At 58.1% G+C, this 15330-nt stretch carries 18 protein-coding genes; 6 read left to right on the forward strand and 12 right to left on the reverse strand.

Features of this window, described 5'->3' with window-relative positions; all coding sequences use genetic code 11:
* Positions 1–27: 27 nt before the first annotated feature.
* From ASF29_RS20190 to ASF29_RS20210, 5 genes are all read right to left on the reverse strand, one after another.
* The gene (locus ASF29_RS20190) at positions 28–309 is read right to left on the reverse strand and encodes an XRE family transcriptional regulator (RefSeq protein WP_062452469.1); all 282 of its coding nucleotides are present in this window, start codon (positions 307–309) and stop codon (positions 28–30) included.
* Complete coding sequence (locus ASF29_RS20195) at positions 306–635, reverse strand: type II toxin-antitoxin system RelE/ParE family toxin (protein WP_062452630.1); 330 nt, start codon at positions 633–635, stop codon at positions 306–308. The genes ASF29_RS20190 and ASF29_RS20195 overlap by 4 nt, the downstream gene beginning before the upstream one ends.
* 86 nt (positions 636–721) lie before the next feature.
* Positions 722–1174: a GNAT family N-acetyltransferase gene (locus ASF29_RS20200; protein ID WP_062452470.1), complete on the reverse strand. Its 453-nt coding sequence runs from the start codon at positions 1172–1174 to the stop codon at positions 722–724.
* A 120-nt stretch (positions 1175–1294) separates the two neighbouring features.
* Positions 1295–2668 (reverse strand): magnesium transporter, encoded by a 1374-nt coding sequence (mgtE, locus tag ASF29_RS20205; RefSeq protein WP_062452471.1) that lies wholly within the window; start codon positions 2666–2668, stop codon positions 1295–1297.
* Positions 2669–2962: 294 nt separating this feature from the next.
* Positions 2963–3553 (reverse strand): NAD(P)H-dependent oxidoreductase, encoded by a 591-nt coding sequence (locus ASF29_RS20210; protein ID WP_062452472.1) that lies wholly within the window; start codon positions 3551–3553, stop codon positions 2963–2965.
* 79 nt (positions 3554–3632) lie between these two features.
* Here ASF29_RS20210 and ASF29_RS20215 point away from each other — a divergent pair, with 79 nt between their 5' ends.
* Entirely contained in the window at positions 3633–4259 is a 627-nt protein-coding gene (locus ASF29_RS20215; RefSeq protein WP_062452473.1) for a TetR/AcrR family transcriptional regulator, read from the forward strand.
* A 108-nt stretch (positions 4260–4367) separates the two neighbouring features.
* Here the strand turns inward: ASF29_RS20215 and ASF29_RS20220 are convergent, their stop codons facing one another.
* Positions 4368–5615 (reverse strand): MFS transporter, encoded by a 1248-nt coding sequence (locus tag ASF29_RS20220; protein WP_062452474.1) that lies wholly within the window; start codon positions 5613–5615, stop codon positions 4368–4370.
* Between the two features lie 233 nt (positions 5616–5848).
* Between ASF29_RS20220 and ASF29_RS20225 the strand changes: the two genes are divergently transcribed.
* From ASF29_RS20225 to ASF29_RS20235, 3 genes are all read left to right on the forward strand, one after another.
* Positions 5849–6760: a diacylglycerol kinase family protein gene (locus tag ASF29_RS20225; RefSeq protein ID WP_062452475.1), complete on the forward strand. Its 912-nt coding sequence runs from the start codon at positions 5849–5851 to the stop codon at positions 6758–6760.
* Positions 6761–6868: 108 nt separating this feature from the next.
* Positions 6869–8239: an aspartate aminotransferase family protein gene (locus ASF29_RS20230; RefSeq protein ID WP_062452476.1), complete on the forward strand. Its 1371-nt coding sequence runs from the start codon at positions 6869–6871 to the stop codon at positions 8237–8239.
* Positions 8240–8242: 3 nt separating this feature from the next.
* Positions 8243–8713 (forward strand): OsmC family protein, encoded by a 471-nt coding sequence (locus tag ASF29_RS20235; protein WP_062452477.1) that lies wholly within the window; start codon positions 8243–8245, stop codon positions 8711–8713.
* Between the two features lie 16 nt (positions 8714–8729).
* Here ASF29_RS20235 and ASF29_RS20240 read toward each other — a convergent pair whose 3' ends face one another.
* Positions 8730–10226, reverse strand: coding sequence for a glycosyltransferase family 39 protein (locus ASF29_RS20240; protein ID WP_062452478.1), 1497 nt, complete (start codon positions 10224–10226; stop codon positions 8730–8732).
* A 6-nt stretch (positions 10227–10232) separates the two neighbouring features.
* Positions 10233–11207, reverse strand: coding sequence for a glycosyltransferase family 2 protein (locus ASF29_RS20245; protein ID WP_062452479.1), 975 nt, complete (start codon positions 11205–11207; stop codon positions 10233–10235).
* Positions 11208–11348: 141 nt separating this feature from the next.
* Here ASF29_RS20245 and ASF29_RS20250 point away from each other — a divergent pair, with 141 nt between their 5' ends.
* Positions 11349–12284, forward strand: a complete 936-nt coding sequence (locus ASF29_RS20250; protein WP_062452480.1) for a lysylphosphatidylglycerol synthase domain-containing protein — start codon at positions 11349–11351, stop codon at positions 12282–12284.
* A gap of 24 nt (positions 12285–12308) precedes the next feature.
* On the opposite strand, the gene amn is transcribed toward ASF29_RS20250, so the two are convergent.
* Complete coding sequence (gene amn, locus ASF29_RS20255; protein WP_062452481.1) at positions 12309–13814, reverse strand: AMP nucleosidase; 1506 nt, start codon at positions 13812–13814, stop codon at positions 12309–12311.
* Positions 13815–13987: 173 nt separating this feature from the next.
* Between amn and ASF29_RS20260 the strand changes: the two genes are divergently transcribed.
* On the forward strand, positions 13988–14365 hold the full coding sequence (locus ASF29_RS20260) for a hypothetical protein (protein ID WP_062452482.1): 378 nt from the start codon (positions 13988–13990) through the stop codon (positions 14363–14365).
* Positions 14366–14415: 50 nt separating this feature from the next.
* Here the strand turns inward: ASF29_RS20260 and ASF29_RS20265 are convergent, their stop codons facing one another.
* The 3 genes from ASF29_RS20265 to ASF29_RS24535 all read right to left on the reverse strand — a co-directional run bounded on the left by ASF29_RS20265 (position 14416) and on the right by ASF29_RS24535 (position 15198).
* Complete coding sequence (locus tag ASF29_RS20265) at positions 14416–14766, reverse strand: hypothetical protein (protein ID WP_062452483.1); 351 nt, start codon at positions 14764–14766, stop codon at positions 14416–14418.
* Positions 14767–14846: 80 nt separating this feature from the next.
* On the reverse strand, positions 14847–15014 hold the full coding sequence (locus tag ASF29_RS24750; RefSeq protein ID WP_200925562.1) for a hypothetical protein: 168 nt from the start codon (positions 15012–15014) through the stop codon (positions 14847–14849).
* A 13-nt stretch (positions 15015–15027) separates the two neighbouring features.
* The gene (locus ASF29_RS24535) at positions 15028–15198 is read right to left on the reverse strand and encodes a hypothetical protein (RefSeq protein WP_162237922.1); all 171 of its coding nucleotides are present in this window, start codon (positions 15196–15198) and stop codon (positions 15028–15030) included.
* Between the last annotated feature and the right edge of the window lie 132 nt (positions 15199–15330).

A 15330-nucleotide genomic window follows, 5' to 3' on the forward strand; every position in this document is an offset into this window, starting at 1 on the left:
CATCTCTTCTCGGCAGTGTCCGGCAAATCATGCCGCGTCTAAAACCTGCATTTCAACATGCAGGCCAGCTGCAAATGCCATGTTGACCAGAGTATCCAACCCGAACAGATTGATCTTGCCACGCAAGAGATCCGACACGCGCGGTTGCGTCACGCCAAGCTTCTTTGCTGCTTCGCTCTGCGTCCAGCCCTTGGTGTTTATGTGTCGCTCGAGCGCCATCATCAATGTAGAGCGCAGCTTCATATTTTCCGCTTCGGCGCTCGTGTCTTCGATTGCATCCCAGACGCTTTTAAAGGTCTCAGTGGTCATTGGGATAGCTCCTTCACCAGCTCGTCGTAACGTCTTGTTGCCATGTCGATGTCCATTTTGCCGGTCTTCTGCGTTTTCTTTTGAAAGCAATGCAAAACGTAGATCGCGTCACTGAATTTGGCGACATAGATCACACGAAACGCACCGCTTTCGTCTCTGATTCTGATCTCCTGAACGCCCTTTCCAATGGTCGCCATCGGCTTCCAATCGGTGGGCATCATTTCGTTCTGGACCTTGTCCAATTGATAGCCTGCTTCTCGCCGCGCCGTTTCCGGGAAAGCACGTAAATCACTGAGGGCACTACCGCGAAACCTGATCGTCTTCATATCACGATTATACAAAAATTTATATACTATTTGCAGTTCGGCCAAACAGGATTGTTTGGCCATGTTATTAACCGATCACACCAACCTCATCCGCTCGAAATACTGAACACATCCAAACCCGCCACATCCTCTTCCAGAAGCGTAAAACCCTGTTTTAGGTAATAGGGACGCTTGTCTGCGGTTGCGCAGAGGTAGCAGGTGTCGTGGCCGAGTTGGGCGATGTGTGCGCGGCTGCGGGTGATTAGTTGTGCGGCGATGCCTTGGCGTCGGAAATCCGGGTCCACCCACAGGGCTGCGATCCAAGGGGCGTAATCGGGGCGCTCATCCAGGTCGTTTTCGATGATGAGGACGGAGCCGATGTAGCGGTCGTCGTCATGGGCGACGAGTGCTGCGGGGATGCCGTCTTTTTCAAGCATCAAGTGGACATGGGCGCGGTAATTTTCGATTGGGACGCCGCTTTCCGTCCACCATGCGTGCCAGCCGCGATCGGCAATCGTGTCTGCAAATGTAGGATAGTGTCGAAGATTGGAAATCTGCAAAGGCCCGTCCCTGTTTGAATCATCGTCGCAACGCAAGGTTACAAGCTTTTGAAAAGACAAGGCAAGGGCAGGAGATAACCGGCCGCAAATGCGATGCGACCGGTTTTATCCAGATAATGCTTACAACAGCGTGCCGCTCAAAATCAGCAGCGCTACAGAGAAGTAGATCACCAGACCGGTGACATCGACCAGCGTTGCCACGAAGGGTGCCGATGCGCTGGCGGGGTCTAGACGCAGGCGCTGCAGGATGAAGGGCAGCATGGAGCCGGCCAGCGAGCCGAAGGTAACGATGCCGACGAGGGCTGAGAAGACGGTGAAGCCGACCAGCAGCCAGTGTTCGCCGTAATCATAGAAACCGGCCTGTTGCCAGACGGTGAGCCGCAGGAAGCCGATGGCGCCGAGGATGGCGCCCAGCGTCAGGCCTGTTGGCAGTTCACGCAGCAGCACCCGCCACCAGTCCGACAGCTTCAGCTCGCCCAGCGCCAGTGCCCGGATGATGAGCGATGTGGCCTGCGAACCGGAATTGCCGCCCGAGGACATGATGAGCGGGATGAACAGCGTCAGGACCACGGCTTTTTCCAGCTCTCCTTCAAAATGCTGCATGGCGCTGGCCGTCAGCATTTCCCCGAGGAAAAGGGCGGACAGCCAGCCAGCGCGTTTGCGGATCATGTCCGCAAAGCCCATCGTCATATAGGGCTTGCCGAGCGCCTCCATACCACCAAATTTGTGGGCGTCTTCCGTCGTATCGGCAATCATGGTGTCGATCACATCATCCACCGTGACGATGCCGAGAATGTGGGCGTGCTCATCCACAACAGGAATGGCCAGAAGGTCATGCTTGCGGATGAGGCGGGCGACATCCTCCTGCGACATCAGCGGATCGGCATAGGTGATGCCTTCCTTGGATGCGACGGTGAGGATGGATGCGGAAGGCTCGCCGGTGACGAGGCTGCGCAGGGTGACGACCTTGGTCAGCGTTCCGTCTTCGGCCAGCACATAGATGGCATAGACCGTTTCTCTGGAACGCTCGACGATACGGATATGCGCAAGGGTTTGTTCCACCGTCCAGCGATCCGGCACGCTGACGAACTCCGTGGTCATCATGGAGCCCGCCGTGCGGGGCGGATAGGTCATCAGGTGCTGGATGGCGGTGGCCGTTGCACGGTCCAGCCGCGAAAACAGCTTTGCGCGGGGCTCGTCGTCCATCTCGGCCATGACGTCTGCCACGCGGTCATCCGACATGAGGTTGACGAAACGGGCAGCCTGTTCCAGCGGAATATGGGCGATGATATCGGCAGCGTGGTGCAGTTCCGGACGGTCCAGAACGGCAACGGCCTTTGGCTGGGGCATCTTCAGCAAGGCGTCGACGGCATCAGGCACGTCGAGCGTGTTCAGCTGATCGACGCGTTCTGCAATGGTGGTGGGGCCAATGCTGCTGTTGCGGAGAATGCGTGCAGCTTTGCTGGCTCTCTGGGAGAGGTTGTGAAAGTTCATGATTGCTCACCTTCGAGTCGAACCGCCGATCTCGGCGGAACGTGGTGAGCCGACAGGAGTCAGATCAGGGCACGTCTCGCCGGTCTCGGCAAAGGCAATCGACTACTACTGTCGCTAGACATCAAACGATGCTCCGTGGATATCCGCGCCAACCGGAAAGGTTGCGCGTAACTCATGTGGTGCGCCTGAATCTGCGCTTAGTCAAGCGGGCCAAATATGAAATTTTGGCAATGCTGGTTTGTGGTGAATGGGGCGCTGAATTTGCGCCCTCCTTCATGAGATTAAGCGCAGCAGTTATGCAGCAAATATCTTCCTGCCAAGGGTATGGGCGGTATCGAGATGATGTGTGAAATCATTGGCTTGATCGGGTACCATGAGTTCCGAGGTTATGACTTTGGCGCCGCAGTAATCGAATATGCCGTGGTCGATCTGCGTTCGCATCGCGCCGAAATAACCGTGGCGTGCATAGGTGCGCATATCGGCACCGCCAATGGCGACCAGATGCACCTTCAGCCTATCGAGCTTCTTGATGATCTTGCCGTCGCCATTGTCGGAATAGGCCCAGCCATTTGTGAACACGCGATCAATCCAGCCCTTCAATTGCGCAGGCATCGACCACCAGTAAACGGGATAAACGATGACGAGCGCGTCGGCGCGATCAAGCCGCGCATGTTCGGCAGCTATATCAGGCGTGGGTTTGGCTTTTCCGAGCATCAGCGCGATATCGTCCTGCGTATAGCGAGGGTCGAACGCTTCGGCTGCGAGATCCACAACCTCATGAGAATGCCCGCCTGCCGAACCGGCGATGCCGTCTGCAATGCGCGCTGCGATGGCGTGCGTCAATGAGCCGGGGTTGGGATGCGAGGTGACGATGATGGCATGCATGGGGAGAACCTTCTTTAACGATTGCGAACAGCGCATTCGCGCTATATACTATTAGTAAGTTACCAATGGTATATAGTGGATGTCAAGCAGCAAACAACCAGAAGAGCCCGCACGTCGCATACGGCTGACGCGGGAGCAGCGGCGCCGGCAATTGATGGATGTGGCCTGGAGGCTGATCCATGACGAGGGTGCGGACGCCCTGACGCTGGGGCGTCTCTCGGAAAAAGCGGGTGTTACGAAGCCTGTCGTCTATGACCAGTTCGACAGCCGGGAAGGGCTTCTGGCGCAGCTCTATCAGGAGTTCGACGCCAACCAGACTGCCATCATGGACGATGCATTGCGGGCCTGCGAGGCGCGATTGGCCGACATAGCCACGGTCATCGCCTCGTCCTATGTCAACTGCGTGTCCCGGCAGGGCCGGGAAATACCGGGCATCGTGGCAGCTCTGGCGGGCTCTCCCGAACTCGCGATCATCAAGAAGCAATACGAGCAGGGCTTCCTTGAAAAATGCAGGGCGCTGCTTGCGCCTTTTTCAGGCAAGGGCAGGATTCCTTCCGCCGCTCTGTGGGGTATGCTGGGTGCTGCCGAGGCGCTGTCCAACGCGGCTACCAACGGTGACATCACGCCGGAAGAGGCGACCGAAGAGTTGTTCGCCACGATTGTCGCGATGGTGGAGAGGGCAGCGGGGCAGTCACCAGAAGCCTGAACAGCCCAGGCAATCGGTTTTCTCCCGAAATATGTATTGGAAATATTTCAATATATCCCGTCCTCGCTTGATCCGGGGACAGGACATAGATGCACAGATTTTTATAGCCTACAGGGCAAGCGTCTTCTCGCGCTTTTCCAGAGCAACGGCGACGAGGAAGACGGCAAGGCCACCGAGTGAGAGGACAGCGCCGATATAGCCGGTGGAGGCGTAGCCATAGCCAAGCGCGATCACCACGCCGCCCAGCCATGCGCCAAGCGCGTTGGCGATATTAAAGGCGGAATGATTGGAGGCGGCGGCGAGCGTCTGGGCATCGGCGGCCACATCCATCAAGCGGGTCTGCACGGCTGGGCAGGCGGCAAAGCCGCAGCCGATGAGGAAGACACAGGCGCACAGCATGTAAGGATTGTGTGCCGTGAGGCCGAACAGCGCCATCAGAACCACGTTGAACGCCAGCATACCGCCGATGGTGCCGTTGAGCGACAGGTCCGCAAGACGCGAGCCGACGACGTTGCCCACATTCATGCCGATGCCGAACAGCGCCAGCACCATTGGTACACTGGCAACCGGCATCATGGCGACATCGGTGGTGGTTTTGGCGATGTAGCTGAAGACGGCAAACATGCCGCCGAAACCGACCGACGCCACCGCCAGCGTCAGCCAGACCTGTACGCGCCTGAAGGCACCGAGTTCGCGCCAGATGCTGGCACCTTCCTGTACCTTATCTCGCGGCTGGAAGAACCACAGCAGGGCAACCGTTAAAAGTGCGATGCCGCCGACCATCATGAAGGCTGCGCGCCAGGAGAACATCTGGCCGAAGAAGGTGGCCAGTGGGGTGCCTAGAAGGGTGGCGATTGTCAGGCCCAGCATGACGCGGCCCACGGCGCGGGCGCGCTTGTGGATCGGCGCCATGGAAGCGGCAACCAGCGCGGCGACGCCGAAGTATGCGCCATGCGGCAGGCCGGTGATGAAGCGCAGCACGGTGAAGGTCATGAAATCCGGCGCAAGGGCGCTGAGAATATTGCCCGCAGCGAAAACACTCATCAAAGCCAGAAGCAGCATGCGCCGTGTCATGCGTGCGGCAAGAACGGCGATGATGGGTGCGCCGATGACGACGCCCAGCGCATAGGCCGCAATCACATAGCCCGCCTGCGGAACCGAAACGCCATAGGTCGTTGCGACATCGGGCAGAAGTCCCATGATGGCGAATTCACCCGTGCCGATACCGAAGCCGCCAGCAGCCAGCGCCAGCTCGATCAATGCGATGGAAAGGGGAGTGAGCGCCGCAGGCGAAGTTTGCACAACGGTTTGCGCGGCTGGTCGGGAGCCGTTTTCTGAAAGACGTATCTGGGTCATGATTTCTGCGATGAAACGAAGAAAAAAAAGGGCAAGACCGAGGTCTCGGCCTGCCCTGACTGGAGTTATGCGGTCACCAAAATGACCTTATCTCTACGCATACCATGAACTTGTGCGATGCGGTAGTCTCTGATTCGGTAAAATATCCGGCTCACGCAAAGGTGTTAGGGAACGTAACCCTTGCTATACCATTTAGGTCGCGCGCGTGTGCGTAACGGGGGCTGGACAAGCATATGAAACTGGTTGCGATCTTCAACCGCGATGGCGGCACCTTCAAGACGACGGACATGGATGCTTTTTGTGAACATGCACGGACCGTTTTTCAAAATGCCGGACATGAAATCGAATGCCGCCTCGTCTCAGGCAAGAACATCGTCGAGGAGATGGAGCGTACCGCCGACGACACGGGTCTTGACGGGCTGATTGCGGGCGGCGGAGACGGCACGATTTCAGCCGCAGCCGGTATCGCCTGGAAGCATGGCATCGCGCTGGGCGTCGTACCTGCCGGAACCATGAACCTGTTTGCCCGCTCGCTTCGTCTGCCGCTGGATATCTGGCAGGCGGTCGATACGCTGGCCGAAGGGCATGTCCACGATGTCGATATCGCCAGCGCCAATGGTCGCCCCTTCGTGCACCAGTTCTCCGCAGGCCTGCATGCACGCATGGTACGCTACCGCGACAAGATGGAATATGCATCGCGGTTGGGGAAGATTCGCGCCAACATCCGCGCAGCCATCGGTGTCGTTCTCAAGCCTCCCGTTTTCGAGGTGGAATTCACCGTGGCGGGTGAAACCCAGCATCGGCGCGTCTGTGCGATTTCCGCCTCCAACAATGAATTTGGCCCCAACCCGCTTCTGGTGGCGGACGATATCACGCAGGGGCGTCTCGGTTTTTATCTGGCAGATGCGCTGACACCTTCCGGTGTCGCTGGTCTCGCGATAGACATCGCCCGAGGCAGGCTGAAGGAAAATGCTGCGGTGACGGCCATGGCGGTCACGGAAGCCGAATTGCATTTTCCCAAAGGGCGCCATGACGTGAAATGCGTGATCGACGGCGAATTGCTGCCGATGAAGCGCGACGTGCTGCTCAAGATTCATGCTGGCGAGTTGAAGGTCATCGTCGCGAAGGATTACGCTAACGTCTGATCCTCTCGGCATGGCGCGTCAGTCTCCCATGCCACCTTGCCCGGTCACTCTTGCAATGCCTGTTCTGCGTGTTACTCCTTCCCGTGGGTGACAATGGAGTGATGCGCGATGAACGACAAGACCGGGACAATCTCGAACCTCGCCGCCATCGACGCCGCTCACCACCTCCACCCCTTCTCGGATATGGGCAAGCTCAACGCATCAGGCACGCGCATTATCGAGCGGGCCGAGGGCGTGTTCATCTACGACAGCACCGGCAAGAAATATCTGGATGCTTTTGCGGGTCTCTGGTGCGTCAATATCGGTTATGGCCGTCGCGAAATCACCGACGCCGTGTCCCGGCAGATGAATGAGCTGCCCTATTACAACGCCTTTTTCGGCACCACGACGCCACCTGCGACCCTGCTGGCGCAAAAGATCGCCGCTCATGCCGGGCCGCATATGAACCATGTGTTCTTCACCAATTCCGGTTCCGAAGCCACCGATACCTGGTTTCGCATGGCGCGGGTCTACTGGAAGGCGCTGGGGCACCCGACGAAAACCCAGATAATAGCGCGGCGCAACGGCTATCATGGCTCCACCGTGGCAGGTGCTTCGCTGGGTGGCATGGCGTGGATGCACGAGCAGGGCAATCTGCCGATCGAAGGCGTCTCGCACATCGGCCAGCCCTATTGGTATGTGGAGGGCGGTGACCTGACGCCTGCAGAATTCGGTCTGAAAGTGGCGCGTGAACTCGACGCGAAAATCGATGAATTGGGCGAGGACAATGTCGCAGCCTTCGTGGCGGAACCCATTCAGGGCGCAGGCGGTGTGATCATCCCGCCTCAGACCTACTGGCCGGAGATTGCCCGCATCTGCAAGGCGCGTAATATTCTGCTGGTTTCCGATGAGGTCATCTGCGGCTTCGGGCGATTGGGGTCGTGGTTCGGCTATCAGCATTTCGGCTATGAGCCGGATCTGGCGCCCATCGCCAAGGGTCTGTCTTCGGGTTATCTGCCCATCGGTGGCGTCCTCGTCTCAGATCGCGTGGCGCAGGTGATGCTGAACGACGTCGGCGACTTCAACCACGGTTTCACCTATTCCGGCCACCCGGTCTGCGCGGCAGCAGCGCTGGAAAACCTGCGCATCATAGAGGATGAGCACCTGGTAGAGCGGGTCCGAGACGATATCGGCCCCTATTTCCGGCAAGGCTTCGAAAGCCTGCAGGACCATGATCTGGTGGGTGAGGCGGTCAGCGTGGGGCTCATAGGTGGCGTGCAATTGACGGCAGACAAGGCGACGCGGCGGCGGTTCGAAAAGCCTGATGATGTCGGCGCGATGGTGCGCAATCATTGCCTCGAAAACGGTCTTGTGATGCGGGCCACGGGCGACCGCATGCTGGCATCGCCCGCTTTCACCATCAGCCGTTCGGAAGTGGACGAGATTATCGAGATACTGCGGAACGGGCTGGACCATCTTCGCGACACGATGAGGGCATGAGACGTGGCAAAGCAGGAACATCACTACAAGCTTCACATCGCCTGGACAGGCAATAGCGGCACCGGCACATCTGGTTACCGCGACTATGACCGTTCGCATGTGATTTCAGCCGCGGGAAAGCCCGATATTGCCGGTTCATCCGACCCTGCCTTTCGTGGCGATGCCGGTCGCTGGAACCCGGAGGAGTTGCTGCTGGCGTCCGTCTCGGCCTGCCACAAGCTCTGGTATCTGCATGTCTGCGCCGTCGCCGGCGTGGTGGTGACGGATTATGTGGATGAGCCCGAAGGCACCATGGCGCTAACGGCAGACGGGGCAGGCCAGTTCACGGAGGTGGTGCTGAAACCCGTCGTGACCATTTCGAAAGGCGATGCGCAGACAGCGCAGGAACTGCACGCCGACGCACACGAAAAATGCTTCATCGCCAATTCGGTGAACTTCCCGATCCGTGTGGAAGCACAGATCAGGTCTGCATGAGGTGAAGGCGGGTGCTCTACCGGGCCGGGATGGTTTCCCAGGCGTAGTAGAAGGCGTGGCGTTTGTCGCCCTTGCCGTTATAGGGAACTTCGACGTGGCGGATTTCAGCTGGCGCTGGTAGTGACGAGCGCTCTGCGAGCTTGGCCAGTGCCGCAGCGGAGTCCTGCGGTAACACCCCGTCATCATTCGTACCTGCTAGCAGCACAACGGCACCCACAGGCCATTCTGATGGCAGTTTTTCGATATCCTTGTTACCTGAGAAGACGGTCGCATTGGGAAACTGCATTTTCAGATTGCCGCCCACCAGAACGTCCGATGCGATGACGTAACGCGGCTCCGGTTGGCCATCCTTGCGTACCGCTTCGCCGAATTTACCATAGGGAATGTGCACCAGCGAATAGCGCTCGAAATGGGGGGCGACCAATCCACGCGCCAGGAGAACGACAACGAAGCCGAGAGACAAGACAGCTGTTATCGTCAGCATCGAGGGCAGCTTGCGTTCCGCAAGCACGCCTGCGGCCTGAACCTTGAGAGCAAGATAAAGCGGCCACAGCAACAGATAGACCGCAATCCACTTCTGACGCATCTGTGTAGCGCCCATTCCCCAGATGATCAGAAGAACAAAAATAAATGAAATCAGAACGATACGGCCAACGATTCGCGTCGATTGATCGCTGGCCCGGACGATTGACTTAAGGTCCTTGAAGAACAAAACGGCGTAGATCACGGTGGTCAGTGCCACGCCTTTTACGAAAGCAAGCAGGAGATCGAGAGAGCCTGCAAAAGCGTGAAACCCGACATTTTCGCTGCCCTCGCGCATTTCGCCGGTGGTCTGGCGTGTTGCCAGTTCCATATTGTCCAGCACCCAAAGCAGGTGTGGCGTGACGACAGCCACCGCCACGGCGATGGTGAGCAGCATTCGCCAGTCCAGCAAACGCTGTCGAAAGTCTTTCTCAAGGGCCAGTGCTGCGATCGTCGCAAGCGGAATGACAATAACATTATACTTCGACAGAAAACCGAGGCCGATGGCGAAACCGGTGAGCGCATAGCCCCAGGCCGAGGGTGTCTTCAATGTCTTGAACAGAGCGTAGGTGAAGAGAGAGACTGCGGCGAATGCCAATGCCGTATGCGTCAGGTCGCGTTGCACCATGACAAAGACGGTCGGCAGCGTGATGATACCCAGCGTCGCAATATTGGCCAGCGCCTTCTCACGGAGAAGCAGACGCGCGGCCAACCAGAAATAAAGGCAACAGATAAACATCAGGCCATTTTTAAGCAGGCTGAGCGCTGCAATGGATGGACCAAGAATTCCGTTTAAAGCGTATTGCAGCCAGCTGTAGACCGGTGGCTGGGAACCATACCCCATCAGAAGGAACTGGGAGTAGATGGCCTGCTGTGTCTCGTCCACTTCCAGAGCAGGAGATCGCAAGAGCCGGGCGGCGACCGCAAGCAGGAAATATCCCGCAATCAGCATCAACACCATGTCTGGATTGCGGGAAAGCGTCTTGCGCATGGATTTTCAGGACTCTGTTGCGGTGAAAGTCTTGGCGACGATGTAGTTCGGCGTGCGCTCATCGCGGTAATAAAGCCGTGCGATCATTTCGGCGAGAATGCCTGTCGTGATCATCTGGACGGAAGACAGCAGCAGAACCACGCCGACCATCAGCATCGGACGCGTGCCGATATCGTTGCCGAAGATGAATTTATCGACGCACAGGTAAAACAGAATGACGGTCGCAAGCGCCCCGAGGCCAAGGCCGAGCGAGCCGAAGAAATGGCCGGGACGCGCCTTGTATCGCATGAAGAACATGACCGACAGAAGGTCGAGAATAACCCGGAACGTCCGGGAAATGCCGTATTTAGACGCTCCGAACTGGCGGGCGTGGTGGGTTACCGGCATTTCGCCGATGCGGGTACTGGGCACGACACCCGCCACCCAGGCCGGAATGAAACGGTGCATTTCGCCCATCAGCTTGACCTGCTTGATGACCGAAGAGCGGTAGATCTTCAAGCTGCATCCATAATCGTGAAGGCGAACGCCGGTGATCTTGCCGATCAGCCGGTTGGCGATCCACGAGGGCACCTTGCGCAGGAACAGCCCATCCTGCCGGTTCTTGCGCCAGCCCACGAGAAGATCGAGTTCGCGACGCTCCAGTTCGGAGACGAGCATCGGAATGTCCTTGGGGTCGTTCTGCAGGTCGCCGTCAAGGGTCGCGATAAGCCGTCCGCGGGCGTTGTCGATACCCGCCTGCATGGCTGCGGTCTGGCCGAAGTTGCGCTGCAGGGCGACGATCTTCAGCGACAGACCCTCGCGGGACAGATAGGGTCGGGCATTGGCGATGGTCGCATCCGTGCTGCCGTCATCCACCAGAATGAGCTCCCAGCCCGCGCCATAGCCGGACATCGCCTCCACCACGCGCTCGATCAGCGGGCCAACGCTTTCTTGCTCGTTGAAAATCGGTACGACAAGCGATAGTTCGGGTATATCGTTCATCAGAACCTCGTTGCGAGGGGCAGTCGTTATCGGCACGGAGGCTCTCTCTCTTGAATGCATAGGAATATGCTATCAGCCGGATAGGACGCTAAAGGCATTTTGTCCAGATAAGGCCGCAGTTTGACAGGAAATCCAGGCACCATGAAACCGACGGCGTGGCTTGCCCGCAACGCGATGACCCTTGGCACCGTGCTGGTGATTGTCGCCTATGCCGTTTTCATCCAGTGGGTGTGGGGCTGGAATACGGTGCTGGAGCTCTGGCGCAATGCGGGATTGGGAGCCATGGCCTTTGCGCTGCTGCTGCTCGTCACCACCTATCTGCTGCGAACCTGGCGCATCTACGACTATTTCCCGGCAGAAACGAGCAGGCGTTTCGCGGCGCTGTTTCGTGTCGTGCAAATCCACAATCTTCTCAACATCATGCTTCCTTTTCGCTCGGGCGAGACCAGTTTTCCGCTGCTGATGAAGAAGGAATTCGGCGTGCGTCTCGTGCGTGGCACCTCGGCGCTGCTCGTCATGCGGCTTTTCGACCTTCACGCGCTTCTTGCAGCAGCCGGTGTCGGGCTTGCGATCGAGAAGGCGAGCGCGTGGATATGGCTGGGGTGGCTGGCGTTTCTGCTGTTGCCTGCGATTGCATTCTGGGCGCGGGCTATGCTTTTCGGCGCGGTGGGCCGGGTGTCTTCCCCAAAAATTTCAAAACTGGTGACGGACGTGCAAGAGGGATTGCCTGCCGACACCAGCGCTTTTCTAAGAGCCTGGGGCGTGACGCTCATCAACTGGTTCGTCAAGATCGCGGTGCTTGCCTGGGTGCTGATGCTGATGGGCAACATCGCGCTGCCGCCGAGCTTCGGCGGTGCGCTGGGCGGTGAACTCTCATCCGTCCTGCCCATCCACGCCCCGGGTGGCGTCGGTACCTATCCCGCAGGCATCACAGCAGGAGCGATCGGCTTCGGCGCGGCAAGCGGCGAGAGTGCGCTTTCGACATTGGCCCAAGCCGCCGTCAACGTCCACCTTCTGGTCATCATCTCATCCCTGATCGGCACGATGCTTGCGCTGTTCGTGCCGAAGCAGGGCTGATTGGAGGCTACAGACGGTGCAAGCCTACTGGAAGGCCGTCTCGTAAAAGCTGCGCAGCTTGCGGGAATGCAGGGTTTCCTTCTGCATGGCAGCCAGTTTCTGGACGGCGCGGATGCCGATCTGCAAATGCTGGGCGACCTGCGTGCGGTAGAACTCCGTGGCCATGCCGGGCAGTTTCAGCTCTCCATGCAACGGTTTGTCGGAGACGCACAGCAGCGTGCCGTAAGGTACGCGGAAGCGGAAACCGTTGGCGGCGATGGTGGCCGATTCCATGTCGAGTGCGATGGCACGCGATTGCGACAGGCGCTTGACCGGACCGGCCTGATCGCGAAGTTCCCAGTTGCGGTTATCGATGGTGGCGACGGTGCCGGTGCGCATGATGCGCTTCAGCTCGAAGCCTTCGTAACCGGTGACTTCGGCAACCGCACCTTCCAGCGCCATCTGCACTTCGGCCAGCGCCGGGATCGGCACCCAGACGGGTAGATCGTCGTCCAGAACGTGGTCTTCGCGCACATAGGCATGCGCCAGAACATAATCACCCAGACGCTGGCTGTTGCGAAGACCGGCGCAGTGGCCGACCATCAGCCAGGCATGCGGGCGAAGGACTGCGACGTGGTCGGTGATGGTTTTCGCATTCGACGGGCCGACGCCAATATTGATAAGCGTGATGCCCGCGTGCCCCTTCTTCTTCAGGTGGTAGGCAGGCATCTGCGGCAGTCGACCAAGCGCCATATCGGTGGTGGGCCGATCGGAACCCGCCGGGGTGACGATGTTGCCCGGCTCCACGAATTCCGTGTAGCCTTCGCCCCCGTCCGCCATCATCTTTTTCGCCCATGCGGAAAATTCGTCGATGTAGAACTGATAGTTGGTGAAGAGCACGAAGTTCTGGAAATGATTGGCGCTGGTGGCCGTGTAATGGCTAAGGCGGGCCAGCGAATAATCGATGCGCTGCGCGGTAAAGGGCGCCAGCGGCGCAGGCTCTCCCGGCACCTGATCATATTCGCCATTGGCAATCAGGTCATCGGTGTTGTTGAGATCCGGCGTGTCGAAGAGATCGCGCAGCGGTACATCCGACAGAGAGGAGGCCGCAGCCGCTTCCACATAAGCGCCTTCACCAAAAGCGAAGTGCAGCGGAATGGGCGTTGCCGACTCCGCCACGGTCACGTGGACACCATGGTTCCTGATCAGAAGGTCAAGCTGCTCCTTCAGGTAATGGCGGAACAATTGCGGCCTTGTGACCGTGGTCGTGTAGACGCCGGGCGAAGTGACGTGACCATAAGACAGGCGCGAATCGACATGGCCGAAGGTCGAGGTCTCGATGCTGACCTGCGGATAACACGCCCGGTACCGGCCCTCGATGGGCGCACCCTTCGCCAGATCGGTGAAGGATTTTATGAGGAAATTCGTGTTGCGTTCATAAAGCGCCGTCAACGCATCCACCGCCTCTTTCGGATCGGTAAATGTCTGCGGCGCAAAGGGCTCGGGCGTGATGAAGGAAAGGGGCGATACGGGGTGCTTTGCTATTGTCATGGCCTATTATAGAGAGCCAATTTCGACAGGCAAGCGACAGAAATATGAGCGATCGAAAAACTTGGCCTAACGCCCCTGTCACAGATGCGACGGCCTTTTCTTGCTTGGATCGAAGGAATGATCTTAAAATCATCTCCGGTTGTGAATGCGCGATAAGATAGAAGGATAAAAGATTGAAGCGTAAAGACCGTGTGAAGAAGATCACGATCTTGCAAGCGGCATTGAATCCCTATTATGCGGAAGCATTCGGGCTGATCTTCAAATTGTCCTATGCCCCGGAAGGCAAGAACACGCCGCGCCTTGAAGTCTTTGCGGACGGCGATCTGGCAAGAGAAAAAGACTGGAGAATTTACGGCGCAATTCCCGATCATGATCTGGATAACGTCGTGGAAATCAAGTTCCGGGCACCCGGCGAGAGTAAAGAGTTCAGTGTTGCCTCTCGCTTGTTTCGTGTGCAGTTCACTCGGGTCGACCGTCAAGAATTTACTTACGCCCATGGTTCGAACGAAGCCTTGCTTCTCTTCGAGTTCGAGGTGTCGAGTCTCGACTAGACGCGTGCGGTGAGGGGCTGTGGCTGGCTATTTACGATGTCCTCCAGTTGCTACAACTCAGCCCTTCGCCCCGCGCGCGCCGCGCGGAAAAGTTCGATGACGAGGAAAATCACCGCAAGAAGCGGCAGGAGGACAATCAAGATGGCGAATGCCAATATCGGGTGAATGAGGCCTCCACCATTGGCAATGGCTTCATAGATATTGAGGCCTTTGAGGATCGTAGGGCCGCATCCGATAATGAGGAGGAGTTCGGCACCAAACAACAGCAGCATACTACCATCATATTCCATGACGTAGATCGTGGTGGCGATGGCAAGGACGATACCGACCGCAATGCGCAGCGCCCTCAAGAGATGATGGCGGCGTGTGAGATGGCTGGCGGTATGCTTGGCGACTGTCATGGCCCACTATAGGCGGTCGATTTCGACAGGCAAGCGAGGGAAATATGAGCGATTGAAAAAGTCGCGGAAAACGCTGGAGCTTACCCGAGATTGCCGCGCTGAAGGCTCATCAACAGAACGAAGCCCGCACCATTCGATTGCTGCCGGGTCTCAGCCTTATAGATGGCCAACCCAGCAAACGGCCCCAGAAACATGGACGCCAAAATTGCCACGCGCAGGCCGGATAGGAGGGTGCTGGAAAAACGCATCGGCTTTGCTCGCTTACAAGGTCACGCGGCAGCCGAGAGAAAACTCATGCTGGCAGGTATAGGCGGCACCGACATTCACGCGCTGAAAACTGCGGTTGGGATTAACCACCAGCGCCGCAAACGACATTGCGAAAATCGCCATCAAAAGAACGATGATGCTGAAACGACGTATCAAGATTGCCATGTCCATTCCCCGCTGCATTGTCGTGTCCCTTACTCTGGACACGACAATGCCACGATTGGACTGAACCAACCCTGAGAGCCGGGTTCATGTAGGGTTCAGGGTGGTTAATGGGGGCGGGCGGGGCGCAATTCC

It is taken from the genome of Rhizobium sp. Leaf262 (assembly GCF_001422245.1).
GTDB lineage: Bacteria > Pseudomonadota > Alphaproteobacteria > Rhizobiales > Rhizobiaceae > Agrobacterium.